The organism is Bradyrhizobium sp. th-b2 (genome assembly GCF_000426785.1).
Taxonomy (GTDB): domain Bacteria; phylum Pseudomonadota; class Alphaproteobacteria; order Rhizobiales; family Xanthobacteraceae; genus Bradyrhizobium; species Bradyrhizobium septentrionale.
Genome location: NZ_AUGA01000005.1, coordinates 138926 through 164201 on the forward strand (window position 1 = coordinate 138926; position 25276 = coordinate 164201).

At 64.3% G+C, this 25276-nt stretch carries 25 protein-coding genes and 1 pseudogene; 11 read left to right on the forward strand and 15 right to left on the reverse strand.

The annotated features are described in order from the left end of the window. Position 1: 1 nt before the first annotated feature. Positions 2-1672 (reverse strand): L-lactate permease, encoded by a 1671-nt coding sequence (locus K359_RS0110165; RefSeq protein ID WP_029079249.1) that lies wholly within the window; start codon positions 1670-1672, stop codon positions 2-4. A 309-nt stretch (positions 1673-1981) separates the two neighbouring features. On the opposite strand from K359_RS0110165, the gene K359_RS0110170 reads away from it, so the two are divergent. Further along, entirely contained in the window at positions 1982-3727 is a 1746-nt protein-coding gene (locus K359_RS0110170) for an ABC transporter ATP-binding protein/permease (RefSeq protein ID WP_029079250.1), read from the forward strand. Between the two features lie 6 nt (positions 3728-3733). On the opposite strand, the gene K359_RS51595 is transcribed toward K359_RS0110170, so the two are convergent. Beyond that, entirely contained in the window at positions 3734-4240 is a 507-nt protein-coding gene (locus K359_RS51595; RefSeq protein WP_084518341.1) for an HPP family protein, read from the reverse strand. 70 nt (positions 4241-4310) lie between these two features. Beyond that, positions 4311-5300 carry a TorF family putative porin gene (locus K359_RS0110180; RefSeq protein WP_029079251.1) on the reverse strand — a complete coding sequence of 330 codons (990 nt, stop codon included), beginning with the start codon at positions 5298-5300 and terminating at the stop codon, positions 4311-4313. 569 nt (positions 5301-5869) lie between these two features. Between K359_RS0110180 and K359_RS63230 the strand changes: the two genes are divergently transcribed. After that, positions 5870-6139, forward strand: a complete 270-nt coding sequence (locus K359_RS63230; protein WP_051346073.1) for a hypothetical protein — start codon at positions 5870-5872, stop codon at positions 6137-6139. A 185-nt stretch (positions 6140-6324) separates the two neighbouring features. On the opposite strand, the gene glcF is transcribed toward K359_RS63230, so the two are convergent. Continuing rightward, positions 6325-7641, reverse strand: a complete 1317-nt coding sequence (gene glcF, locus K359_RS0110190; RefSeq protein WP_029079252.1) for a glycolate oxidase subunit GlcF — start codon at positions 7639-7641, stop codon at positions 6325-6327. Beyond that, positions 7638-8876: an FAD-binding protein gene (locus tag K359_RS0110195; RefSeq protein ID WP_029079253.1), complete on the reverse strand. Its 1239-nt coding sequence runs from the start codon at positions 8874-8876 to the stop codon at positions 7638-7640. Before K359_RS0110195 ends, glcF begins: the two co-directional genes overlap by 4 nt. A gap of 420 nt (positions 8877-9296) precedes the next feature. Between K359_RS0110195 and K359_RS0110200 the strand changes: the two genes are divergently transcribed. Beyond that, a complete protein-coding gene (locus tag K359_RS0110200; protein WP_245284563.1) occupies positions 9297-9779 on the forward strand; it encodes a putative quinol monooxygenase in 483 nt (160 codons plus the stop codon). 146 nt (positions 9780-9925) lie between these two features. On the opposite strand, the gene K359_RS0110205 is transcribed toward K359_RS0110200, so the two are convergent. Further along, on the reverse strand, positions 9926-11071 hold the full coding sequence (locus K359_RS0110205) for an acyltransferase (RefSeq protein ID WP_029079255.1): 1146 nt from the start codon (positions 11069-11071) through the stop codon (positions 9926-9928). Between the two features lie 277 nt (positions 11072-11348). Between K359_RS0110205 and K359_RS0110210 the strand changes: the two genes are divergently transcribed. After that, entirely contained in the window at positions 11349-11762 is a 414-nt protein-coding gene (locus K359_RS0110210) for a hypothetical protein (protein ID WP_029079256.1), read from the forward strand. Here K359_RS0110210 and K359_RS0110215 read toward each other — a convergent pair. After that, the gene (locus tag K359_RS0110215; protein WP_029079257.1) at positions 11759-13252 is read right to left on the reverse strand and encodes an FAD-linked oxidase C-terminal domain-containing protein; all 1494 of its coding nucleotides are present in this window, start codon (positions 13250-13252) and stop codon (positions 11759-11761) included. The genes K359_RS0110210 and K359_RS0110215 overlap by 4 nt on opposite strands. Before the next feature lie 235 nt (positions 13253-13487). Between K359_RS0110215 and cycA the strand changes: the two genes are divergently transcribed. Further along, positions 13488-13880: a cytochrome c-550 CycA gene (cycA, locus tag K359_RS0110220; RefSeq protein ID WP_029079258.1), complete on the forward strand. Its 393-nt coding sequence runs from the start codon at positions 13488-13490 to the stop codon at positions 13878-13880. 60 nt (positions 13881-13940) lie between these two features. On the opposite strand, the pseudogene K359_RS65760 reads toward cycA, so the two are convergent. After that, positions 13941-14117: pseudogene (locus K359_RS65760) on the reverse strand (ubiquinone-dependent pyruvate dehydrogenase); the annotation flags it as partial. A 41-nt stretch (positions 14118-14158) separates the two neighbouring features. Next, on the reverse strand, positions 14159-15082 hold the full coding sequence (locus K359_RS0110230) for a LysR substrate-binding domain-containing protein (protein ID WP_029079259.1): 924 nt from the start codon (positions 15080-15082) through the stop codon (positions 14159-14161). Between the two features lie 87 nt (positions 15083-15169). Between K359_RS0110230 and K359_RS0110235 the strand changes: the two genes are divergently transcribed. Next, positions 15170-15685: a DinB family protein gene (locus K359_RS0110235; protein ID WP_051346075.1), complete on the forward strand. Its 516-nt coding sequence runs from the start codon at positions 15170-15172 to the stop codon at positions 15683-15685. Between the two features lie 138 nt (positions 15686-15823). Here K359_RS0110235 and poxB read toward each other — a convergent pair whose 3' ends face one another. Both poxB and K359_RS0110245 read right to left on the reverse strand, forming a co-directional pair. Then, positions 15824-17560, reverse strand: a complete 1737-nt coding sequence (gene poxB, locus K359_RS0110240) for a ubiquinone-dependent pyruvate dehydrogenase (protein ID WP_029079261.1) — start codon at positions 17558-17560, stop codon at positions 15824-15826. Between the two features lie 83 nt (positions 17561-17643). Continuing rightward, entirely contained in the window at positions 17644-18627 is a 984-nt protein-coding gene (locus K359_RS0110245; RefSeq protein WP_035976403.1) for an alpha/beta fold hydrolase, read from the reverse strand. Positions 18628-18980: 353 nt separating this feature from the next. Here K359_RS0110245 and K359_RS63235 point away from each other — a divergent pair, with 353 nt between their 5' ends. Further along, complete coding sequence (locus tag K359_RS63235; protein WP_165126306.1) at positions 18981-19157, forward strand: hypothetical protein; 177 nt, start codon at positions 18981-18983, stop codon at positions 19155-19157. Between the two features lie 96 nt (positions 19158-19253). On the opposite strand, the gene K359_RS0110255 is transcribed toward K359_RS63235, so the two are convergent. Beyond that, positions 19254-19949, reverse strand: coding sequence for a tetratricopeptide repeat protein (locus K359_RS0110255; RefSeq protein WP_245284564.1), 696 nt, complete (start codon positions 19947-19949; stop codon positions 19254-19256). Positions 19950-20053: 104 nt separating this feature from the next. Further along, positions 20054-20179 carry a type B 50S ribosomal protein L36 gene (gene ykgO / locus K359_RS0110260; protein WP_002718645.1) on the reverse strand — a complete coding sequence of 42 codons (126 nt, stop codon included), beginning with the start codon at positions 20177-20179 and terminating at the stop codon, positions 20054-20056. A 463-nt stretch (positions 20180-20642) separates the two neighbouring features. On the opposite strand from ykgO, the gene K359_RS0110265 reads away from it, so the two are divergent. Genes K359_RS0110265 through K359_RS0110280 form a run of 4 tightly spaced genes read left to right on the forward strand, consistent with a single transcriptional unit; the run spans position 20643 to position 23636 of the window. After that, complete coding sequence (locus K359_RS0110265; RefSeq protein WP_029079264.1) at positions 20643-21527, forward strand: amidohydrolase family protein; 885 nt, start codon at positions 20643-20645, stop codon at positions 21525-21527. A gap of 35 nt (positions 21528-21562) precedes the next feature. Further along, positions 21563-22405, forward strand: a complete 843-nt coding sequence (locus tag K359_RS0110270; RefSeq protein WP_029079265.1) for a dienelactone hydrolase family protein — start codon at positions 21563-21565, stop codon at positions 22403-22405. Continuing rightward, the gene (locus K359_RS0110275) at positions 22402-23145 is read left to right on the forward strand and encodes a haloacid dehalogenase type II (protein ID WP_029079266.1); all 744 of its coding nucleotides are present in this window, start codon (positions 22402-22404) and stop codon (positions 23143-23145) included. Before K359_RS0110270 ends, K359_RS0110275 begins: the two co-directional genes overlap by 4 nt. Positions 23146-23150: 5 nt before the next feature. Next, positions 23151-23636: a YbaK/EbsC family protein gene (locus tag K359_RS0110280; protein WP_029079267.1), complete on the forward strand. Its 486-nt coding sequence runs from the start codon at positions 23151-23153 to the stop codon at positions 23634-23636. A 97-nt stretch (positions 23637-23733) separates the two neighbouring features. Here the strand turns inward: K359_RS0110280 and K359_RS0110285 are convergent, their stop codons facing one another. Continuing rightward, positions 23734-24090: a hypothetical protein gene (locus K359_RS0110285; protein WP_029079268.1), complete on the reverse strand. Its 357-nt coding sequence runs from the start codon at positions 24088-24090 to the stop codon at positions 23734-23736. 135 nt (positions 24091-24225) lie between these two features. After that, positions 24226-25215: a tripartite tricarboxylate transporter substrate binding protein gene (locus K359_RS0110290; RefSeq protein ID WP_029079269.1), complete on the reverse strand. Its 990-nt coding sequence runs from the start codon at positions 25213-25215 to the stop codon at positions 24226-24228. Between the last annotated feature and the right edge of the window lie 61 nt (positions 25216-25276).

Here is a 25276-nt window from a genome sequence, read left to right on the forward strand (position 1 = left end):
GTTATTTCAAAACCATCGCCGTGAACGGATAGACATAGGCCTGTAAGGTCACGAACAGACCGACAAGGCACGCCAGCACGATCGAGTGCAGGAACACGTAGCGCAGGATCGAGCCCTCGTGGCCGTACCAGTTGGTCGCGGTCGAGGCGACGACGATCGATTGCGCGTCGATCATCTTGCCCATCACGCCGCCCGAGGAGTTCGCCGCCGCCATCAGGATCGGCGACAGGCCGAGCTGCTCGGAGGTGATCTTCTGCAGATTGCCGAACAGGATGTTCGAGGCGGTATCCGATCCGGTCAGCGCCACGCCCAACCAGCCGAGCAAGGTGCCGAAGAAGGGATACAGCACGCCGGTCGCCGCGAAGGCGAGACCGAGCGTGGCGTCGACCCCCGACAGCCTGGTCAGCGTGCCGATCGCCAGCATCGCCGAGATCGTGATCAGCGAGATCGCGCAGAGGCGGATGGTGCGGCCATAATCGGCGATCATCCGCAGTGGCGAAAAGCCCGCCAAGAACCCGGAAATGATCGCGGCGATCAGCATGCCAGTGCCGGTGAACGACAGATAGGTGAAGCCGAACACGGCGCCTTCCGGGGTCGGCTTGGCCGCCACCGGCGGCATCTTGTTGATCATCTTGTCGAGCTCGGGGATCGGATAGTTCACCGTGAAGATCGAGTTCGCCCAGGTCTTGAAGGCGCCGTTGCCCCAGATCAGCATCACGATGCAGACGATGATCCACGGCAGCAATGCGGTCCAGAGCTCGCGGTTGGTGAGCGGCGTCTTGTCCATCGGCTTCGGTGCGGTCATCGTCGCCGCCGATTCATCGCGCCCGCGCAGCGCCGGCGACAGCCAGAGCTGCTTCGGCTGCCAGATCTTGAGGAACAGGATCAGCGCGCCCATCGAGATCAGCGAGGCGCCGATGTCGACGATCCAGGGGTTGATGTAGTTCGAGATCACGAATTGCGGGACCGCAAAGGAAACGCCGGTGACCAGGATCGCTGGCCAGATCTCCTTCATGCCGCGCCAGCCCGCGAATGCCCACACCACCCAGAACGGCACGATCAGCGAGAACAGCGGCAGCTGCCGGCCGACCATGGCGCCGAGGATGTAGGGATCGAGCCCGGTGACCGAGGCGAGACCCTGGATTGGCGTGCCGAGTGCGCCATAGGCAACCGGGGCGGTGTTGGCGATCAGTGACAGGCCGGAGGCCGCGAGCGGCGAGAAGCCGAGCCCGATCAGCACCGAACCGGTGATCGCGACCGGCGTGCCGAAGCCCGATGCCCCCTCGAAGAAGGCGCCGAACGAAAACGCGATCAGCAGCAATTGCAGGCGGCGGTCTTCGGTGACGCCGCCGACCGCGCGCTTCAGCAGCTCGAACTGGCCGGTTGCGACCGTGAGCTGGTACAGGAAGATGACGTTGAGAACGATCCAGCCGATCGGGAAGAAGCCGGAGACGATGCCGAGCACCGAGGCGCGGATCGACATGTTGGCCGGCATCGTGAAGATGAAGATCGCAATCAGATTGGTCAGGATGACCGCAATGATGGCAGCAATATGCGCCTTCACCTTTCCGCTGGCGATCAGGATCAGCAGCGTGACGACGGGAATGGCGGCCGCGATCGTCGACAGCGCCGCATTGCCCAGCGGATTGTAGATTTGATTCCAGGTGTTCATCTCGGGTCCTCCCCATGTTCTTATGCAGCGTGCCGGCCTGCCTGCAGGCCGGGCGCTGGTGCGATTGCGGGAGTCCGTCTACGAAACTTGAAGCCCCGGCTCGCGAATGAACGATCGGTAAGGATCGCTCACATCCTCGCGAAAATCGAAGGTCCCCCGCCCCTCGCCGTTGACTGCCATGCTAGGGTTGACTCGCTCGCCGGGACAAGCCAACGCTTGCATGCCAGGCTTACGACTTTAGTCGATGCCCACTCCGATTGTCCCGATTCTTCAGGCCTTTGCGGCCCCCTTCCCCGGAGACGATAATCTGTGAACAACATTCGCTCGACACTCGCGACGGTGTGGCGCATCGCCTCGCCCTTTTTCAAATCCGAGGACAAATGGGCCGGCCGCGTGCTGCTTGGCGCGGTCGTCGCGATCGAGCTGTCGTCAGTCCTCATGGACGTGCTGATCAACCAGTGGCGCAACCGCTTCTACACCGCGCTGCAGAACAAGGACTGGGACACGTTCAAGCGCGAAATGCTGGTGTTCTGTGCGATCGCAGCCGTCTCGGTGGCCCTCGGCGTCTACCAGCTCTACCTGAATCAGTGGCTACAGATCCGCTGGCGCAAATGGATGACCAGCAAATATCTGCGCGACTGGGTGCATGACGCCAACCACTACCGCATGCAGCTCGCCAACGATGCGGCCGACAACCCCGACCAGCGCATCACCGACGACGTCAAGCTGTTCGTCGCCCAGACGCTGGCGCTGGGCCTTGGCCTGTTGAACGCGGTGGTTTCGCTGGCCTCCTTCGTGATCATCCTCTGGGGGCTCTCGGAACTGCTGCCCCTGACCCTGTTCGGCATCGATCTCTCGATTCCCGGCTACCTGGTCTGGGCCGCCTTGGTCTACGCCATCTTCGGCACCATGCTGACGCAATGGATCGGTTCGCCGCTGGTCGGTCTCGATTTCAACCAGCAGCGGCTGGAAGCAGACTTCCGCTTCAACCTGGTGCGGGTGCGCGAAAACTCCGAGCAGATCGCGCTGCTCAAGGGCGAAGGCGCCGAGCGCGGACGGCTGCTGGATCGGTTCGGCCGCGTCGTCGCCAACTGGTATGGCATCATGAGCCGCACCAAGCGGATCACCGCCTTCACACAAAGCTATGCGCAGGCGTCGGTGGTGTTTCCCTTCGCGCTAGCGGGCCCGGCCTATTTCGTCAGCAAGACGGTGCAGCTCGGTTCCCTGATCCAGATCGCCGAGGCCTTCGGCAAGGTGCAGGACTCGCTCTCGTTCTTTGTCTCGGCCTACCGCACCTTGGCGGAGTGGCGCGCGACCGTCGCCCGTCTCGACGGCTTCGAGAACGCGATTGCGGCTGCCGAAAAGCTCGCCGACGATCCTGCCGCGATTCACGAGAAGCCCGCGGCCGGCGGCGAGATCGCGCTGCCGCAGCTCTTGGTCAAGCTGCCGAACGGCACGCCGCTGGTCGCGGCCGAGCATTTCAGCTTCCGTCCCGGCGAGCGGACGCTGGTGACCGGCCCCTCCGGCGCCGGCAAGTCGACGCTGTTCCGTGCCGTGGCCGGCATCTGGCCGTTCGGCAACGGCGCGGTCGAGATCCCGGCCAATGCCAGCCTGATGATGCTGCCGCAGCGTCCCTATCTGCCAATCGGGTCGCTGCATGACGCCGTCGTCTATCCGGGCGAGGCCACGCAATTCGAGGCGGGCCGGGTTCGGGACGTCCTCACCGCGGTCGGACTGCCGCAGCTCGCGGCGCGGCTGGAGGAAGAGGCGCACTGGAACCGGATGCTGTCGCTCGGCGAGCAGCAACGGCTCGGCATCGCGCGGGCGCTGTTGCATGCGCCGCAATTCCTGTTCCTCGACGAGGCGACGGCCTCGCTCGACGAGCCGTCGGAAGCCGCGCTGTACAGGCTGATCACCGAGAAGCTGCCCGACACCACGGTGGTTTCGATCGGGCACCGCTCGACGCTCGGCGCCTTCCATGAGCGCAACGTCACGCTGGTCCGCGATGGCGATCGCTTCAGCCTGCGCGACACGGTCAAGGTCGCCGCGTCGTAGCGGGGACTACTGGCTCAGCCGCGGCCATGGCCTGCGGCTGACCCAGCGGTGCCAGCCATAGGCGAAGGCTGCCAGCATCAGGACGCCGGTGAGCACCGGCGCGAGCAGGAATGACCACGGCAAATTGCCGGAGACGATCAGGAGCGGACTGATTCCCGCCGGCGGGTGGAAGGTGTCGGTCACGACCATCGCCAAGATTGCAACCCCGACCGCGGCGGCGGCCGCCCAGGCATGCGGCCCGGTCAGGCACAGCACGGCAAAGCCGGCCAGTGCGGACACCAGATGTCCACCGATCAGGGCGCGCGGCTGGGCCGGCTCGGCCTCCGGCGATCCCACCACCAGCACGATCGAGGTTGCGAACGGGATCACGCCCAGCGGATATCCGGCCGCAACGGAGAACCACTCCATCGTGCCGATCGCGATCGCGCCGCCGAGGCCTGCCACCGCGCCCGCAAGCAAGTCGCGCCGCCCCACCCGCATCAATGCCTTCACCGCGGTCCGGTCTGATGCCATGAGCCTTGCCCACAAAAACAAAAGGGGGCGGCAGATTACTCTGCCGCCCCCGCGATCTCCGAGAGGAGAATTACTTCAGGCTGGACGCCGCCGTCAGGTCGACCGAGAGCTTGGCAATGCCTGCCGCGCCGCACCAGTTGGAGCCGGTGCCGAGCGGGTTGATCGGGGTCACGTTGGTGGTGCCGCCCGCGGTGAAGTCGCTGGTGAAGGCGCTGCAATTACCCTTCGACAGGTCGGTGTCGGAGTAGCGCAGATCGAGCGTGAACACCTTGTAGGTGAAGCCGATGCCGATGTTCCAGGTGTTGTAGTCGGCATACTTGATGCCGTTCGGGAACGCCGGAACGCCGTAGAAGCTGTCCGAGGTGCCGAGCCACTGGCGGCCGAACTCGCCCGAAACATACATGCCGACGCCGCTCGACCCGAACGTGGTGCTGGGCGCGGTGTACTTGCCGATGATCGAGGCGTAGTTGCCCCAGGCGCCGGTGTTGAGGAAGTTGGGCGAGTAGTACTCGTTGATGGTGAACGCCCAGTTGTCGTTGATGGTCCAGGTCGCCTTGCCGTAGACTTCGAAGAACGAGACGTCCTTCTTCATGACGTTGCCGTTCGGCAGGAAGTTGGCGGCGCACTGCGCGCTGAGCGGGTTGCCGGCGGTGTCGAAGGGGCCGCCGAAATAGCAGGTTCCACCCGGATACAGGTAACCCCACACACCGATGTCGAAGGCGAAGGCGCCGAAGGTCGGGCGGATACCGCCGTAGACGTCGACTTCGGCCGCGGCGCGGTTGGCGAAGGAGATGCTTTCGGTCGAGGTACCGATGTAGAGCTGCAGGTCCTTGTTGACGTTGTAGCGCGGCTCGAAATACGCGGTGACCGACGGATTGTGGTTCGACTGGGTGACGCCGCGGAAGATGTAGTCGTTCATGATGCCGGCGCCGAAGGCGATGTCCCAGGGATCGAAGGGAGCCGGCGGCGGCGCCTTGACGGCCTTCACCGCCATGTCAGCTGCCATTGCCGAGCTCGAAATCATTGCTAGCGCCGTTGCTAACAAAGCCAGTTTCTTCATGACGATCCCCATCTACTGTCCAGACAGCCCAGCTCCGTGGCCCCCAGGGCGCGCGATAACGGACTGCAACTAAATCGCGTGGGTTCAATTTGCAGGTCGTGCACGGTAGCGTGAAGCAAAAAAGACATGCATGTGCCGACTTTTTAGGCGTTCCAGCCATTCCGTCGCACGTTGACTTGCGGGTGTTGCATTTGCACCACAAAACAGTCGCTCCCGTAGCGGTTGAGCCGGGCACCGGAAGTGGGGGATGAGCAACAGCCGGCCTGCTGCGAAAGCGCCGAAGCGAATCGCCGTACCCGCAAAAAGCACGGACCGCCGTCGTGGAACGGAATCGTGAAACGGAAAAGCCGCAGCGGCGTGCGCTGCGGCTTCGGTCAGGTGAACCTCTCCGGGAGAGCTGCGGCTAGTGGTGCTCGCCACTATCAGAGCTGCCGGCGCTCCAGCCCGGCGCGGGTTCAGGGCTTGGCGTCGCCCAGCTCGGGGCCGGCTGCGGCGCGGGCTCGGGGGCCGGGGGCGCTGCGACCGGCGCAGCCGGCTTCGGCGCGGCGGCCTTCTTCGGAGCGCTCTTCTTGGCGGCTTTCTTCGCAGCCTTGGGAGCAGCTTTCTTGGGCGCCGCTTTCTTCGGAGCAGCCTTCTTGGCCGCTTTCTTTGCAGTCTTCTTGGCCGACTTCTTGGCTGATTTCTTCGCTGATTTCTTCGCCGCCTTCTTGGCGGATTTCTTCGCGGCCCTCTTGGCCGACTTCTTCGCCGCTACTGCCTTCTTGGCCTTTTTGGCCTTCTTGCTTTTCTTCGCCTTCTTCGACTTCGCCATCGTGGTCCTCCTGTTGCCGCTGATTTGAGTCCACCGGGCGTATTGAAGTGATCGCTTGCCGGACGTTGGCTGCACCTCGGAGAGAGGCCCCTCCACTTCGCTTGTCGGGCATGATGGCCGCGCGATCGCTTCGCGTCTGTGGCAAGGAAGCGCCGGTCCTTCACGTTGCATCAGGGCAAGGCTGGGTCCGGATCATGCTCGAGTGGCAGTCGATCAATTCAATCCTGGCCGGGGACCTCCTGTCGCCCAATCGAGAAGCTCAATCGTGTGCACCACAGGAACTGACGTACCGCCGGCAATCTGAACCATGCACCCAATATTGCCCGCAGCGATCATGTCCGGTTTGACAAGCGCAATATTGGCGACCTTGCGATCGCGCAATCTGCTCGCAATGTCGGGCTGGAGAATGTTGTAGGTCCCCGCCGAACCGCAACACAAATGGCTCTCAGGTACATCTTTCACCACGAATCCATTCTTGGAAAGCAATTCTTTCGGTAGCTGAGTTATTTTCTGTCCATGCTGCAACGAACAAGCCGAATGATAGGCGACGGTGACGTCGCCTTTCTGCGTTGAAGGCGCGAGCTCGAGGCCAGCGAGATACTCGGTGATATCCTTTGCCAGCGCCGAGATTCGCGCGGCAGGCTCAGCGAATGTTTTGTCCTCGCGCAGCAGGTAGCCGTAGTCTTTGACAACTGTCCCACAGCCCGAGGTCGTCACCAGGATGGCGTCGAGCCCGCTCTGGTCCGCTTCCCTTTGCCACACCGCGATGTTGGCTTTCGCGCGCGCCAGCGCGTCGTGATCCTGCCCCATGTGATGGGTCAGCGCGCCGCAGCATTGCTCGTCCTTGACCAGCACCACCTCGACGCCGTGCCGGGTCAGGACGTTGATCGCGGCCTGGTTGATACGCGGCGCCAGCACCTGCTGGGCGCAGCCCTGCAGCAGCGCGACCCGGCCGCGGCGCCGGCCGATCGGCGCAAACACGGTTCCGGCAGATGGACCCGGCTGCGGCAGGCCGCGCGGCGCGAGCGCCAGCATCGCCTTGATCCGCCGTAAAAGGCCGGGGTTCGACGCGCCGACCGAAGGCGTTGGCAGCAGTGCCGCGAACGGGCGGGCGAGCCCGGCGAGGATCATGCTGATCCGGAACAGGCCGGGCCGCGGCAGCACGAAGGCGAGCACCGACCGCAGCAGCCGTTCGGTCAGCGGCCGCTGGTAGTCCCGCTCGATCCTGACCCGGGCCTGGTCGACGAGGTGCATGTAGTTCACGCCCGACGGACAGGTGGTCATGCAGGCGAGGCACGACAGGCAGCGGTCGATATGCTTGACCACGTCTGCTGTCGGCGGCTTGTCCTTCTCCAGCATCTCCTTGATCAGGTAGATGCGGCCGCGCGGGCTATCGAGTTCGTCGCCGAGCAGCACATAGGTCGGACAGGTCGCGGTGCAGAAACCGCAATGCACGCAGGCGCGCAGGATCTTGTCGGCTTCCTTGATGTCGGGATCGGCAAGCTGCGCCAGGGAAAACTCGGTCTTCATGCAGCCCCGCCTCGCCTCATCCGGCCGCGGTTGAGGATCGATCTCGGATCGAAGCTCGCCCGGACCCGTTCGCCGAGCGCGGCAAGCCCGGCCGCCTGCGGCTGGAACACATCGACCGCACGGCGCACCTCCTCGCCGGCGCGGATCAGGGTGGCGTGCCCGCCGATCGCCTCGACCTGGCCGCGGACCAGCGCGGCCTGCGCGTCGGCGCTCTGCGGCACTGCAGCCCAGATCAGCCCGCCGCCCCAGTCGTAGATCACGTCGCCGCCGGTTAAGCGCGACAGCGCCTGGCCCAGCGCGCCGCCAGCGGCCGGCGGGCAAACGATGCGCCACACCGGCCAGGCCCCGAGCGCGGCGTTCGCCGCAAACGGCACGACGTCGCGCAGCGCACTCCAGATCGCAGCCGAGGCATCGTCCGCGAGGACGTCGACCGCGCCATAGGAAGATAATGTCTGGGTCAGCGAGGCCGCCCGGTGTGCCGCCGAGGCCGAAATGCCCTCGAGCCGCACCAGCGTGACGGCCTGGCCGGAGGCGGCAAGGCTGCCGAGCGCACCGGTCCCGGACCGCAACACCTGTTGTGGCAGATGCGCCGCCCCGGAGACGTCGAACGGCGAGCCCAGCGCCGCGGTCATCGCCCGGTTGGCGGTGACGTCGTCGAGGGAGCGCAGCACCAGCGTCCGCTCGGCTTCCGGCTTCGGCATGACCTTGAGCGTCACCTCGGTCATGACGGCGAGCGTGCCCCAGGAACCGGTGAGCAGCTTGCAGAGGTCGTAGCCGGTGACGTTCTTGACCACCCGTCCGCCGGTCTTGAAGCTGTCGCCGAACCCGGACACCGCGTGCGCCCCGAGCAGATGGTCCCGGGCGCCGCCGGCCTTGATGCGGCGCGGACCGGCCAGCCCTGCGCCGATCATGCCGCCGATCGTGCCGGCTCCCGCAGTGCCGAGCAGCACCGATGTGTCCATCGGCTCGAAGGCGAATTGCTGGTTCTTGGCGTCGATCAGGGATTGCACGTCGGCGAGCGGCGCGCCGGCCTGCACGGTGATGATCAGCTCGTTCGGCTCATAGGCGGTGACCGCGTTGAGCACCGAGACATCAAGCACCGCATTGGTCGCCATCGGATGGCCGATGGCGCGCTTCGATCCATGGCCAATGACCTCGAGCGGCTGCTCGCCGGCGACAGCCGAGCGCACCACCTCTTCGACGTCCCGGGCATCCCTGACTTTGAGCGTTTCCACACGCTAGGCGGTATCGAAATTCGGCTCCGAAATCAAATGCGCGCCGAACAAATCTCTAAATGCGACAAGCGCGGCCTCGGTGATCTCGACGGAACGGCCCGGTGGCGGGGGCCTCGACCGTGGAAACGGCGTCACGCCGCCTTACCCGGAACGTCCCGCTCAGCTCAAAATCCGCCGCCCTGCAAAAGGCAGGAACACGATATTTCCGCCTGTTCCGGCAGGCCGGTCGGCACGGCAAGCCCGATGTGGGGGCGTCCACCGTGGCGCGTCCCTGCCCGCAACACTTCGACCATGGTCGAAGCATTTTCACGACATCGACATTTCGGTCACCACCGAACTGAGTTCGCCGGACGATCCACTATCTCTCGCGTCGCGGTTCGGCCCGGCAAGACGGTTGGTGCGAACCATCTGGAGGCGATCATGAAACGTTCGGAAGTCACGACCACCACGATGATGCTCACCCGGCGATCGGCCATCGGCTCGTTCGCGATCATGGCGATCGCCGGCGTCTCGCCCTGGGTCGGATCGCAAGCTCGATCGGAGCAAAGCAACGGAGGAATGCAAATGAAGCACTATGCGATGAGCACGAGAACCATCAGCGATGCAATCAACACATCAGGCCTTCTGGTGGTGGCGCAATGGGAAGCCAAGGAGGGACAGGCCGACAAGGTCGCGGCAATTCTCGACGGCTTCCTGCCCGAGGCGCAGAAGGACGCCGGCACCAAGCTGTTCCTGATCGGCCGCGGCAAGGACAATCCGGCGCAATTCCTGTTCTACGAATTGTTCCAGGACGAAGCGGCGTTCAAGGCGCATCAGGAGAGCGCCTACTTCAAGACCTACATCGCGGAACAAGCGCTGCCGCTGCTCGCCAAGCGCGAGCGGACACAATACGCCCTCCTGTAACGGGACGCCGCCGCGGGGAGGAGGCTAAGCGTTTTCGAGCGAAGTGGACACCGGTTCGCGTGAAGAAAACGCGTCAAAACAAGAAGCCAGAGCTTCGGTTCTGATTCAATCAGAACCGAAGCTCAAATCCTTCCCGCGCACGCCGATCAGATCGATGCGCTGCTGTTGCCGAGCCTTGCGCGCAACTCGACCCGCTCGGGCGAGCGGCGCCAGAAGCCTATGATCGAGCTCCGCGCCAGCGCTGCCGCCTCGAGCTTCTCGACCTGGCCGCGGAGCCGGAGCGCGTGTTTCTCGACCAGGTGCCAGGACGCAACGGCGACGCCGAAGGCGAGCGGCAGGCTGATCAGGATGTTCAGATACCAGTGCTGAACGCCCGGACCGAAGGTCGCAATGCACTGCTGGATGACGAAGCCATAGAGATAGAGCCCGTAGGAGTAATCGCCCGACGAGACGATCCAGCTCCGCCGCGGGTTCATCAGGCCGAGATAGCACGCGACATAGGCGGCCGGCACTGGCGCCAGCGCGTCGCCGCGCCCAGTGGCCATCGCGGCGGCACACAGCACCAGCGCGCACAGGCAGGCGGTCCGGTTGAACGGCACCTTGTCGCGCCAGAGATAGAAGCCGACGCCGGCGAGGAAGCAGAACACCAGAAGATGCGGGCGAAGCTGGATCGGCACCTCGTCCCAGCGGTAGATGTCGTAGCCGGCGAGCCCGATCTGGGTGATCACCATGAACACAAGATACGCCACCCTGTTGAAGCAAATCGTGGTCACCGCGAGCAGCGCCAGGATGACGTAGCACCACAATTCATACGGCACCGTCCAGAGCTGGGCATTCACCAACTCAGGCAGCGGATTGTGCAGGAATACGCCCGGCAGTTCGTAATGGATGTCGCCGACGATATTGAGGAAATAGGCGTGGAATTTCGGGTCGGCGAGATATTGCGCCAACGGCAGCTCGGTGAAGAGCGAACCGATGATGACGGCCGACAGCGTGGTCTCGACCGCGAGCGCCGGTCCGATCCGCAGCACGCGCAGGCCGAGGAAGGAAATCAGGCTCTTGCACCTCAACAGGCTCGCCGTCACCAGAAAGCCGCTCAGGGCAAAGAACAGCGCGAGGATCATCGCGACGCCGATGCGAAGCGTGCTCTGGATCTCCAGCGCCCGGCCGAGCCCGAGCGTCACGTTGAGGCTGTGCAGGCCGATGATCGACACCGCCAGCGCAATCCGCATGTAGTCGAACCCTGCGGGCCGATTGCGCGAAAGCGCCAGCTGATCGGCCAGGCTGGGCATCGATGTGTTGCCGAAGACATGCATCTTGGGAAAATACCGAGGAACAGTCTAAGGCCGTGTAAACGGTGCCGGCTGCAAATTGCGGCGACGCGCGATGGGCCCTGACGGCCATCGCGGCAAGCATCGGTTAAGGTTATCGGCTGGTGAGCGCGATCCGTCGAATTGTTTCGACCGGCCTCGCGGCTGATACATCTCCTGATGCCCGAAGGAACAGACTTGCGTCATCGTAACTCGGCAACCCCGTGATCACGGCTCAACGGCCGCAGGCAGAACGACCATGAAGATCAAACTGCCAGCCATCGCACTGCTTGCGATGATCGCACCAGGACAGGCGCGCGCCCAAATGCTCACCGACGCGGAGGCGACGTTCCTCGACCAGCTCGTCACCGCAGCCGCGGTGCTCGAACAACGATGCACCGGCTATGAGGCCGATGGCGCCGGCGGCGTTCAACTCGGCGCCAGACTTCTCGGCAGCCCCAACGCCGCGATGGCTATGATCGGCGCCTTTGACGCAGCCATCAAGGCCAACGACGGCAATGACTACGATCCGCGTAAATTCCGCCCCGAGGTGACCGAAGTGGCCGGCAAAACGTTCAAACGAGTCCGGGCGGAGTTAATCAAAGACCCGGAAGGGGCCTGCGCCGACTATGGCGAGACCAGCGCGGCGCTGGGCCTGCTGAGACGCTACTAGAACCGCGGGATATCCGGAAATGCCAGCTTGCCGGCGTGGACATGGACGCGGCCGAGTTCGGCGCAGCGGTGCAGGGTGGGAAACACCTTGCCGGGGTTGAGCAGGCCCTCCGCATCGAACGCGCATTTCAGCCGCTGCTGCTGGTTGAGGTCGATCTCGGTGAACATCTCCGGCATCAGGTCGCGCTTCTCGATGCCGACGCCGTGCTCGCCGGTCAATACGCCGCCGAGCTCGACGCAGCAGCGCAGGATGTCGGCGCCGAACGCCTCCGCCTTCTCGATCTCGCCCGGCTTGTTGGCATCGTAGAGGATCAAGGGGTGCAGATTGCCGTCGCCGGCGTGGAACACATTGGCGACGCCGAGGCCGTATTTCTCCGAGAGATCGCGGATCCGCGCCAAGGCCTTCGGCAAGGCGCCGCGCGGGATCGTGCCGTCCATGCAGAGATAGTCCGGCGAGATGCGCCCGACGGCGGGGAACGCCGCCTTGCGGCCGGCCCAGAACAGATTGCGTTCGGCCTCCGAGTTGGAAATCTGCAGCGTCACCGAGCCGCAGCCCTTCGCGATGGTTTCGACCCGCGTGATCAGTTCGTCGACCTCGATCTGGGGACCGTCGAGCTCGATGATCAGGAGCGCCTCGACATCGAGCGGATAGCCGGCATGGACGAAGGCTTCCGCGGCGTGGATCGCGGGCTTGTCCATCATCTCCATGCCGCCCGGGATGATGCCGGCGCCGATGATGGCAGCCACGCATTCACCGGCGGCTTCCACCTCGGCGAAGCCGACCATCAGCGCGCGCGCGGTCTCCGGCTTCTGCAGGATGCGCACCGTGATCTCGGTGATGACGCCGAGCAGCCCCTCGGAGCCGGTGATGATCCCCATCAGATCGTAACCGGCATTCTCGGCCGACTTGCCGCCGATGCGCAGGATCTCGCCCGACATCAGCACGATCTCGCAGCCGAGCACGTTGTTGGTGGTCATACCGTATTTCAGGCAGTGCACGCCGCCGGAATTTTCCGCGACATTGCCGCCGATCGAGCAGGCGATCTGCGACGACGGATCGGGCGCGTAATAGAAGCCGGCATGGGCGACCGCCTGGCTGATCGCGAGGTTGGTGACGCCGGGCTCGGTGACAACAACGCGGTTGTCGAAGTCAATCTCGCGAATCCGCTTGAACTTGCCGAGCCCGAGCAGCACGCCGTCGGCCAGCGGCAGCGCGCCGCCGGACAGCGAGGTGCCGGAGCCGCGCGGCACCACCTTGATGCCCTGCCCGTGGCAATATTTGAGGACCTTTGCGACCTGCTCTGACGTATCGGGCAGCACCACGACCATCGGCGGCTGCCGATAGGCGGTCAGGCCGTCGGATTCATAGGCCAGCATCTCGGCGGCGCTGTCGATCACGCCCTCGCCAGGGACGATTGCGCGCAAGGCGGCCACGATCTCAGTGCGGCGGGCAAGGACGGCCTGATCGGCCGCCGGCATCATGATGGACATCGCTGTTCCCTCGAAGGGCTTTTGCCCTTCGCCGATTTTGTTACGACAAATCAATCAATTCTGCACCTGTTTCAGTCAACCGGCCGAAGGTCGGATTGCCCCGCCCCGCAATGGCGAGTTCTCTCTGGGACAAGCGGGCGGCCATGAAACCTGTCAAAGTTTCGTGGCTTGTCCTGTCCAAGCCGGACATGCCACAAACCAAACACTACCCCCGGGACGAAACGAAGAGAACCCCATGAACCTAAAGACCTTGAGCGCGCTGGCGGTCGTCACATCGCTGGCCTCCGCATCCTCCGCGCTGGCGCAGGATGCCGCCGCCGGCAAGACCTCGTTCAACAAATGCCTCGCCTGCCACGCGATCGGCGAAGGCGCCAAGAACAAGGTCGGCCCCGAGCTCAATGGCCTCGACGGCCGCCATTCCGGCTCCGCGCCGGACTACAATTATTCCGACGCCAACAAGAATTCCGGCATCACCTGGAACAAGGACACCTTCCTCGAATACATCAAGGATCCGAAGGCCAAGATCCCCGGCACCAAGATGGCGTTCGCCGGCGTCAAGAACGAGACCGAGGCCAACAACCTCTGGGCCTACGTGTCGTCGTTCGACAAGGATGGCAAGCCGAAGTAATCGACCCCATTGGCCGGCGTCCGCCCTGCGCGACTCCCAGGGCGGGCGCCGTTGCCGCGATCAACGCGATAACAGATTGGTCTTGGCGAGATCGACCACCTCGTCGCCGTGGCCGCTCATCACGGCGCGCAGCACCCACAGGCTGAAGCCCTTGACCTGCTTCAGCGTGATAATCGGCGGCATCGACCGTTCCTGCGTCGCGGTGACGACGTCGAGTTCCCCAGGGTCCTCGACCCTACATCAGACTCCGCCAGATCACGCGGAGCTTGTTTGGCGCGTTACGCCGTCCGAAACGGCCGCGCCGCCTCCACGGCCCAGTCGCGCAGATGATTCAGCAGGTGCAGGGTGCGGGCGTTGGGCACGTTTACAAAATGGTAGCCGGTCTGGAGTTGCAGGGGACGTTCCGCGAGCTTCTCGAGCCTGCCTTCGTCCACGGGCGTCGTAATATAGGCCATATCCATCAACGCAACGCCGGCGCCTGCCATTGCGGCATCGAGCGCCTGCGCGCGGGTTTCCACCGTCAACCATTTGATCCGCCGTTTGGTCAGCGTACCATCGTGCTGTTGCCAGATCGACCAATCCGCGAATCGCGATCGGGCCCTAATCAGTGGTGTGCCGTGCCAGATCTTTGCAAAATTTGTCTTTGCAGAATTTGCCGGTTTGGCGCTCGTCGCGGCACGGCCCACGACATCAGGTCTGGCAACGGGCATCAGGGTTTCCCGGAACAATAGCGTCGAGGAAAGCCCTTTCCACGCCCCGCGGCCGTGGCGGATGGCGCAATCCATGTCTTCCTTTTCAAGGTCGACAGCTCTCGTCGTTGTAGAGATAGCGACCTCGATCAGGGGATGCCGCGCCTGAAATTGCGAAATGCGCGGGATCAACCAGTGAGACGCAAAGGTTGCGATCGTGCTTACACGGATCTGCCCGCGATAACGTTGAAATGGTTCAACCGCCGCCTCCAACCGGTCGAGCGCGTCGCCCATGCTGGCGAGCAATCGTTCGCCGTCCTCGGTCAGCGAAATTCGCCGGCCGACTTTTCTCACCAATGCCACGCCGAGGCGCTTTTCCAATTCGGCAATCCGGTGCGACAGCGCCGACCGGGTAACGCCCAGTTGTTCGGCCGTCTCGGTCAGGGTGCCGAGCGTGGCGAACAGCGAGAGCGCTGTGAGTGCACGCGCCGATGGTTGAACCGACCGTCCCATCGAGTCCTCCTGATTGGTGAGATATTTTCACCAATTGAGGGATGTGGGCAAGTTATCATCCGCTATCGTTTCGAACAGGACAGCAAGATGGGAACCGAAAACTTCCGGCAGCTCGCGGCCTATAATCATTGGGCCAACCTGCGGCTCTACGGCGCCGCGCTTGAACTGCCCGAGGAAGCCTATCGCCGTTCAACCGGCGTGTTCTTTGGCAGCCTGCACGGGACGCTCAATCATTTGCTGCTGACGGATCGGATATGGTTGAAGCGATTGACCGGCACCGGCGAGCATCCGGATCGCCTGGACGCGATTTTGCACGACGATCGCCGCGATCTTCTTCGTGCCCGGATGGCGGAGGATGCGCGCTTGAATGAGTTGGTCGAAGGCTATGCCGGCGCCGACCTCATGGAGCCCATCGCCTATCAGACAACGTCGGGCAAACCCTATCGCCAGCCGCGGCAGGATATCCTGCTGCATCTCTTCAATCATCAGACCCACCACCGCGGCCAGGCGCATGCGTGCTGCTCAATCCTGACCGGCGGCGAGCCGCCCTCACTCGACCTCTTAGCCTTTCAGCGCGGCGTGCCTGCGCCGAATCTAGGTTGAGCCGACGCAAGAACGGGGCGACGGAGATCAACCCTAAAGCGCGATGAGATCAGATTGAATCGTCATCGCGCTTTAGATTCTTGTTTAAGCATGATCTCTTCGGAAAACCGCTTCGCACTTTTCCGGATCATGCTCGAGCTAGCGCGGCAGCAGATTGGTCTTGGCGAGATCGACCACCTCGTCGCCGCGGCCGCTCATCACGGCGCGCAGCACCCACAGGCTGAAGCCCTTGACCTGCTCCAGCGTAATGGTCGGCGGCATCGACAATTCCTGCGTCGCGGTCACGACGTCGAGCACCGCCGGGCCGTCATGCGCGAGCACGTTGCGGATCGCGCCCTCGAGCTCGCCGGGATCCTCCACCCTGACGCCGTGAATGCCCATGGCGCGGGCCATCGCCGCGAAGTCGGGATTTTTCAGGTCGACCCCGGTCTCGATGAAGCCGGCGGCCTTCATCTCCAGCGCGACGAAGCCGAGCACGCTGTTGTTGAAGATCACGACCTTCACCGGCAGCTTGGCCTGCGTCAGCGTGATCAAATCGCCCATCAGCATGGCAAAGCCGCCGTCGCCGGACATCGACGCCACCTGCCTGCCGGGCTGCGCCGCCTGCACGCCGATCGCCTGCGCCATTGCATTGGCCATCGAGCCATGGACCCAGGAGCCGATCAGCCGGCGGCGGCCGTTCATCTTCAGATAGCGCGCGGCCCAGATCGTCGGCGTGCCGACGTCGGCGGTGAACACCGCATCCTCGGTGGCCTGCTCGCTGAGCAGGCGCGCCAGATATTGCGGATGGATCGGCCTCGAGCCGGGCTTGCCGCGGGCCAGATCGTCGAGCCCGGCGCGGGCATCCATGTAATGCGCGAGGCTGGCGTCGAGGAACTTGCGGTCGGTCTTGACCGTGAGCTTCGGCAGCAGCGCGGCGATGGTCTCGCCGACGTCGCCGACGATGCCGAGGTCGAGCTTGCAGCGGCGGCCGAGATTTTCGGGACGGAGATCGACCTGCGCGATGCTGATGCCGGTCGGGAAGAACTGCTTGTAGGGAAAGTCGGTGCCCAGCATCAGCAGCACGTCGCAACCATGCATCGCGGCGTAGCCGGAGGAGAAGCCGATGAAGCCTGTCATGCCAACGTCATACGGATTGTCGTATTCGACATATTCCTTGCCGCCGAGAGCATGCACGATCGGGCTCTTCAGCGTCTCGGCGAGCTTGAGCAGACCGTCATGCGCGCCGGCGCAGCCGCGGCCGCAGAACAGCGTGACGCGCTTGGCGCCATTGAGCAGCGCCGCCAGCGCGTTCAATTCGGGTTCGGCCGGACGCACCACCGGTGCCGGCGGCAGCAGGCCGGCATTCGGCGCGATGTCGCGCTTCGGTGCCGGCCGCATCGCGACGTCGCCCGGCAGCACCAGCACGGCGACGCCGCGCTTGCCGACCGCGGCGCGGATCGCGTTCTCCAGCATGTAAGGCAGTTGCGACGGATCCGACACCAGCTCGCAATAGTGGCTGCATTCGCGAAACAGGTCCTGCGGATGGGTTTCCTGGAAATAGCCGCCGCCGATCTCGGCCGAAGGGATCTGCGCCGCCAGTGCCAGCACAGGGGTGCGGCTGCGATGCGCGTCGAACAGGCCGTTGATGAGATGGAGATTGCCCGGGCCGCAGGAGCCCGCGCACACCGCAAGGCCTGCCGTGATCTGGGATTCGGCGGCGGCGGCGAAGGCGGCCACCTCCTCGTGGCGCACATGCAGCCAGTCGATCGTGCCGCGCTTGCGCAACGCCTCGGTGAGGCCGTTGAGGCTGTCGCCGACGACACCGTAGATGCGCTTCACGCCGGCCTGGGCAAGGGTTTCAGCGATGAGGTCGGCGACGTTGTCGATCCGCATGGGGCTTATCCTTTGGGTGAGATCTGAAGAACCGCGCGGCCGCATGATGTTCGGCGCGATGGACCCGCGCAAGCCTTAGCCGATCACAGATTCGCGGGGGCGGTCTTGTCCTTTGCTGCTGCCGGTTGGACCAACTTGCCCGCCACCGCCTCGACCTCGGACGCCACAAGATCGGGCACAGCGTACTGCACCATATGACCAACGCCCGGCATCACGATGAGCTTGGCGTTCGGCGCCGTGGCTGCAAGCGGCCGCGAATGGATGCGGGTCGAGACCGTCTTGTCGACGTCGCCCGCAATGATTGTGACCTGTGCCTTGATCTCCGCGTAGCGCGGCGCCTGCTCGACGACGGCGGCCTTCAGCGTGACGAGGTCGCGTGCATTGGCGATGAACTCGCGCGGGCGCAGCAGGAGCAATGTCGCGCTGTCGCGGACGAAATCGTCCGGCATCTCTTGCGGCGCGAACACGCCGCGCGAGCCTGAATTGGCGACGAGATAACCGAGCGGCAGCGTGACCGTGTGCGCCAGCATCGGCCCGATCAGCGGCGTCGAAATCACGTCATTGTAGCGGCCGGCGCCGCCGCGCCACGGATAGGCGACGGGGGCCAGCAGCACGAGGCCCGCGACGCGGTCCGGATGATCGAGCGCAATGCGCAGGCCGAGCGCGCCGGCCCAGGAATGCGCCACCACGATCGCCCTGTCGATGCCGAGCCTGGTCAGCGCCTCCATGATCATCCGGCCCTGGACCGCGGGCGTCGAATCCGCGACGCGCTCGCGGGTGCTCCAGCCATGGCCCGGCCGGTCGATCAGGATCACCCGGCGCGTCCTTGCGATGCGATCGCCGAGCGGCTGCATCGCGCGGAGGTTGGAGCTCGCGCCATGCAGCAGCACGACCGGCGGCCCCGCGGCATCGCGCGGGCCGAGCTCGACGACATGCAGCCGCGCGCCGGCAACATCGATCATGCGGCCCTGAGGCGGAAAGGCGCGCTGGATCAGCGTGACGCCGATTTGCGTTGCCAGGGCCAGCGCCAGCCCTGCGGCCGCCAGCGCGATGATCGCGGTTAACATCGAGGGGATCCGAAGGGTGTTGGGCACCTGGAAACTACGAGGTACCCAAAGTCAGGTTTCGCCCGGTACTGGATTTGCGTCCTCCCGAGCATGCTTTTGTCCGGAAAGCCAATTGTCGATTTTCCGGGTCGCGCGCCCGGCGAAGTTGTCCACAGCACGCCCAGCCTGTGGATAGCGGGTTCATACCTGCGTCATTAGTAATTTCATAGTTTGGCGGTGGCAATTTCGCCATCAGACGCGAGGCTTCATCCAAACCGGGACGCCACCGGAAAACGCTTCTTGGCTTGTGCACAAGATTCACGGGAACCTGCGTCCGCACGACGAGTTCAACGGGAAGTAATCGGAGGAGTACCATGATTTCCGACCCTAGCGATGCGGCCATCGATCAGATCGTGGCGAGCTGCAATGGCGACCTACGCGGTGCGCTGAAGGCGCTGTTGCTCGTGAATGAGCACCTGGAAGCGGAGCTTCAGCAATTCTATGCTGCCGTGGCCGAGGACTGCGCGTCCCGCGGAAAATTCCTGCACTAGCCTCCTGCGCCGGACCGTATCGCGGGCAAATGCCAGCTCGCGAGTCACGTGCCGATTCGCGGCCATCCGACCGCGATCACGATCAATTGCACGCAATCAGATGTCGCGGCCTTCGACCTTCTCGGTCAGCTGCTTGACGATCTGCGGCACTTTCTCGAGGTAGGGATCGACAGCCAGCGCCTTGCGGAAGGCGTCCAGGGCGCGCTTTTCGTCGCCCATGTCCTGCATGATCATGCCGACACCCGCCAGCGCGCCGAAATGGCGGGGCTCACGGGTCAGCACCTGCTGCAGGTCTGCGAGCGAACGGACGTAGTCGTTCTTCAAATAGTAGATCGTCGCACGCCGGTTCCAGGCCTCGACATAGTCGGGCCGGAGCTTGATCACCGCGTCCAGCAGCTGCAGCGCGACATCGATGTTCTGGGCGTCGATCGCAGCCTTGGCGCGCACCATCAGCAACGCCGCGGTATCGCTCGGGGTTTGCAGCCACAGCGCCCAGATCCGCGCCTCGACATGGCGGGCGCTGTCCTCATCGGGCGCGGCCTTCAGCGCGCCGAACAGGAAATCCAGCCCGCGGGTGCGGTCGGCCGGCACCTTCGGCAGCTTGGTCGGCGCTTCCGGCAGTTTCTTCTGGGCCCGCGGCGGCGGGACCACCCGGGGATCGTCCTGCGCGGCGGCCGCGACAGGCAAAGTCAAAACAGGTCCGGCCAAAAGGGCGGCGATCAGGATCGCCAGCCGGCGATTGGTGGGGCCAAGGAAAGGGCCAAGGAACTTAAATCCGAAGTTTAATCCCATGACCGAAGTCTAGACGCACAACGCCGCACTGCAAAGCAGCACGGCGTCAAAGACCTGTGAAAGAGATGTGTTGGATCAGCGCAGCGGGCCGATCCGCGCCGAAATCAACCCTGGCGCGCCTTGAAACGGCGCTGGACCTTGTTGATCACGTAGACGCGGCCCTTGCGGCGGACCAGACGGTTGTTGCGATGGCGGCCGCGCAGCGACTTCAGCGAGTTACGGACCTTCATGGGACAATCCTGTTACTTCGAAAGGCCCGTGTTGGAGGCCGTGCCTGATCAATGCCGAAAGGTGGCAAAATGGGATTTACCCCTACAAGCGGCCAGCCGCCCGGGACGGCCGCCTTCTAAGCCATCGGACCGTTAAATGTCAACCGAGACGGGCCGATTTTCGGCCCGTGCCCGGCATGGAACGGGCCTTTGGCTGCCAGCCATACCATTGAGATCGCTCCGGAAACGGCGGCAAGCACGATTATCCTGTACCACGATCCCGTCCGCCGTCACATCATGTCGTCAGCGGAGCGAGGGCGAATCGTGCGTTCGCACCCGGCTGAAGCCCGCGCCACGGACCGGGAGTTTGCGGCTGCGACCCAGCCTCGCGCGTCCGGCTTTCCCAATGCAGACCGCTTGCGAAAATCGTTATATCATATAATTATTTTCCATCACCAACAAACCGGCCGCCGGGGAAACCGCAATGCCCAAGCTCAAACTGCCCGACATCGAAAAGGTCACAGCCATCGACATCCACACCCATGCCGAGGAGCCGTGCGGCATGCATGGCGACGACGGCTATGACGACTTCCAGGCGCAGATGGCCGATTACTTCAAATCGCCGCACAAGCATCCGCCGACGGTGCCGGAGACCGCGGCCTATTACCGCGCCAAGAACATCGCCGCGGTGATCTTTCCGGTCGATGCCGAGCGCGAGACCGGCTTCCGCCGCTATAAAAATGAAGAGATGCTGGAGATTGCCTCCGATCATCTCGACGTCTTGATCCCGTTCGTCTCGATCGACCCACACAAGGGTAAGCTCGGCGTCCGCGAGGCGCGCAAGCTGATCGAGGAATACGGCGTCCGCGGCTTCAAATTCCACCCGACCATGCAGGGTTTCTACGCCAACGACCGCATGGCCTATCCGCTCTATGAAGCGATCAACGAGGGCGGCGCGATCGCGTTGTTCCACACCGGCCAGACCGGCGTCGGCTCGGGCATGCCAGGCGGCATGGGGATGCGGCTGAAATACTCCAACCCGATGTACATGGACGACGTCGCGGCCGACTTCCCCGACCTCAAGATCATCCTCGCGCACCCTTCCTTCCCCTGGCAGGAAGAGGCGCTGTCGGTCGCCACCCACAAGCCGAACGTCTACATCGACCTTTCGGGCTGGTCGCCGAAATATTTCCCGCCGATCCTGGTGCGCTACATCAACTCGATCCTGCAGGACAAGATGCTGTTCGGCTCCGACTGGCCTGTCATCACGCCGGACCGCTGGCTCGCCGATTTTGCAAAACTCGACATCCGCGAGGAGATCCGCCCCAAGGTCCTGAAAGCCAACGCGCGCAAGATTTTGGGTATTTAAGGGAGTATCATCGGCTGCAGCTTGCGGGGCGGCCGATGACGAACTGCGCCGGACTTGCCACCGTCCTCGCCGTGCTCCTGATCGGGAGCGCGGGCGGCAAGCCTGCGGCGGCAGCCGAAGCGCCTTCCGTGCTGGTCGAGTTCGAAAGCCCGCTTGCGAGCGCGCAGCCGCTGCAGGGCCTGTTGCGGCGGCCGGAACGAACGGGTCTCCTGCCCGCCGTGGTGTTGCTGCATGGCTGCAGCGGGCAGTGGCGGGAACTCGACGAGCGCTGGGGCAAACGGCTCGCGGCGTGGGGCTATGTCACGCTCACCGTAGACCGGTTCGGCCCGCGCGGCATCAGCGACACCTGCACCGGCGGTGTCCCGGCCGCAACGGTTCACGACGCCTATCGCGCACTGAGCTTCCTGAGCCGGCAATCCCTGGTCGATCCGACACGCATTGCCGTGATCGGCTTTTCGCAAGGCGGCTGGCTCGCATTGTTGTCGGTCGAGCGCGGCGCGATCGAGGTCAACGCGACGGAAAAATTCCGCGCCGCCGTCGCCTTCTATCCGCGCTGCCTCGGCATCAAGGGCAACATGACCGTGCCGACCCTGATCATGGTCGGCGAACTCGACGACTGGACGCCGGCGCAAGAGTGCCGGAACCTGGCGGAAGGCCGCGACGATGACGGCATCTCGCGCCAGCAGGGCCTCGGCTATCCGATCGAGCTGATCGTCTATCCCGGCGCCCATCACGATTTTGACGTGCCGCAATATCGCACGCCGGGGCGGCTGCTCGGTCATCACCTCGAATTCAACGCGCAGGTCCTCGATCAGTCCATCGACGCTGTCAGGAAATTCCTGTATGCGACCATTGGCGGACAAGAGAAAACTCAATGACCATCAAGGCAATCGTGTTCGACGCCTACGGCACGCTCTACGACGTCCAGTCGGTGGCCGATGTCACCGAGGATGCGTTCCCCGGTTATGGCGACATCATCACGCAGATCTGGCGCCTCAAGCAGCTCGAATATTCCTGGCTGCGCTCGCTGATGCGGCGCTACCAGGATTTCGCCGCGGTCACCCGCGACTCGCTCACCTACACGCTGCGCTGCCTCGGCCTGCAATATGACGCAGCGACGTTCGCCCGTATCATCGACAAGTATCAGCATCTCGCGCTCTATCCCGATGCGGTCGCAGCCCTCGAGGCGATGAAGGACAAGAAGCTCGCGATCCTCTCCAACGGCAGCCCTGACATGCTCAATGCGCTGGTGCGCAATTCGGGGCTCGACCGCCTGCTCGATGCGACCATCAGCGTCGATTGCCACAAGGTGTTCAAGCCGGCGCCCGAGGCCTACACGCTGATCGAGGAGGTGCTGAAAGTGCCGCCCGCGGAAGTCCTGTTCATTTCCTCCAACCCGTGGGACGCCTGCGGCGCCAAGGCGTTCGGCCTCACCGTCGCCTGGATCGAACGGGTGACGCCGGAAGCGATGGCGCTCGCCTGCGTCGAGAGCGAGACGGTCGCCCCATTGACGATGTTCAAGACGCTGCGTACCCAGATGGACGAGCTCGGCGTCGTGCCCGATCACCGGATCCACGGTCTCTCCGAACTCCCTGCCCTGGTGTCTGCAAGGTCCTGAACCGTATGAGTCTCGCCTCCGTCCGCGCCTTCTTCGCCGAGAAGGCGCCCGAAATTTCCGTGATCGAATCCACCCAGAGCTCCGCGACCGTCGTGCTGGCGGCGGAGGCCTATGGCGCCGAGCCGGCGCGGATCGCCAAGACGCTGAGCCTGTGGGTCGGCGACCGCGTGGTGCTGATCGTCGCCAGCGGCACGGCGCGGATGGACAACAAGAAGGTGAAGGCGGCGTTCGGCGGCAAGCCGAAGATGCTCGGCCTCGACGAAGTCGCCGAGATCACCGGCCACGAGGTCGGCGGCGTCTGCCCGTTCGGGCTGAAAACGCCGCTGCCGGTCTATTGCGATGTGTCGTTGAAGGCATTCGATGTCGTGGTGCCGGCCGCAGGCTCTACCCACAGCGCGGTGCGCATCACGCCCGACAGGATGGCAGAGCTGACCGCGGCGGAATGGGTCGACGTCTGCGAAGTCCGGTCCCAGGCAGACGTCAGTCCCTAAAGCGCGACGAGCTGAATCGTCATCGCGCTTTAGCTTCTTGCCAGGGCATGATCTGTTCGGAAAACCGCTTCACACTTTTCCGGATCATGCCCCAGAACTAGTCTTCATCGTAGTCGGGCGACGACCGCGGCGGCGCGAGCGGGGCCGGCTGCATCTGCTGCGGCGCGCGCTGCCGCTGTTGCATCTGCGGCTGAGGCGCGCGCCCCTGCGTCTGCTGCGCATTCGACTCGAACACCGCCCGGCAGGAACTGCCAAGCAGCGCCGTGTTCTGCCGCAGGCAGGCGACGATCCGGTTGGTGTCGGGAATCTGATCGCTGCACAGGCGCATCACGTCGGGCGTGCACGCCATCTGCTGTTCCCAGGTGCCGCGATACTCCTGCGACGACGCAGGCGTTGCGGCGGCAAGGCCGCCGATCGCGATCGCTAAGCTCAGGACAATCCGCTCCGTCTGCATGCCCAGTGCCCTTGTTCGATTTGATCCGCGCACGCGCGGGTTCCACGCGGCGATTTGCCTGAGGCTGGCAAATGAATGCGGCCAAGGATCGTTCGCGCGGACAACTAAATGTGAAGACGAAGGGAGCCAGGTTCCCTATTCGACCTTGCCGATCTTCTTCACCGCCGCAATCAACCGCGCGCTGTCGTCTGCAACAAATTTTGAAAACTCCGGCGCGTCCAGATAGGCGACGGGACTGCCCGCGGTCTCGAAGGTCTTGATCACCTCCGGCGCCTTGACCGCGTCGGCCATCGCCGCGCGCAGGCGCGTCATGATCGGCGCCGGCAGCGCGGCCTGCGCGAACAATCCAGCCCAGATGTAGAACTCGACGTCCTTGTAGCCGAGTTCCCTGAAGGTCGGCAGATCGGGAAAACTCGCGATCCGCTCGGCGCCCCAATTGGCGAGCACGCGCATCTTGCCGTCTTCGACCTGCTGCTTGAGCGTGCCCGGCGCCGACGCCAATGCCTGCACGGTGCCGGAGAGCAGCGCGGTGAGCGCGGGACCGGCGCCACGGAACGGCACGTGCAGCAGTTTGATGCCTGCGCTCGCTGCGAACATCTCCATCGCGACATGCAGCGTGCCGTAGGGGCCGGACGAGCCGTACGGGATTTGTCCCGGGCGCTTCTTCGCGTCGTCGACGAACTCCTGCAGCGTTGTCCACGGCGCCGAGGCCGGCACCGCCAGCAGCGTCGGGTCGGCGAGTACGCGCGCGACCGGCGCGAACTGCGACACTTCGTAGGCAATCGGACGATCGAACAGCCGGTCGGCCTCCGGCAGCACCGCAAGCGAGGACAAGGTCATCAACAGCGTATAGCCGTCCGCCTCGGCACGCGCGGCCTGCGCATTACCGATCGATCCGCCCGCTCCGCCGGCGCGATTGTCGACGATGACGGACTTGCCGAGTATCCGCTCGAGCGCCAGCGCCACCGGACGCGCCGCGAGATCGGCCTGGCCGCCGGCTGGAAACGGCACGATCATCGTGATGTTGCGGTTGGGATAAGCGGCTTGCGCGAAGGCGGACTTGGCAAGCGCAGTGTGCGCGAGCGGCAAAGCGGCAGCGGCGCGCAGGAGTTCGCGGCGGTTCATCGAGAGTTTCTCCCCAGTCGTCTTTTTTGGCGATCGCAGCCGATCGCGATGCCGCGGTTAA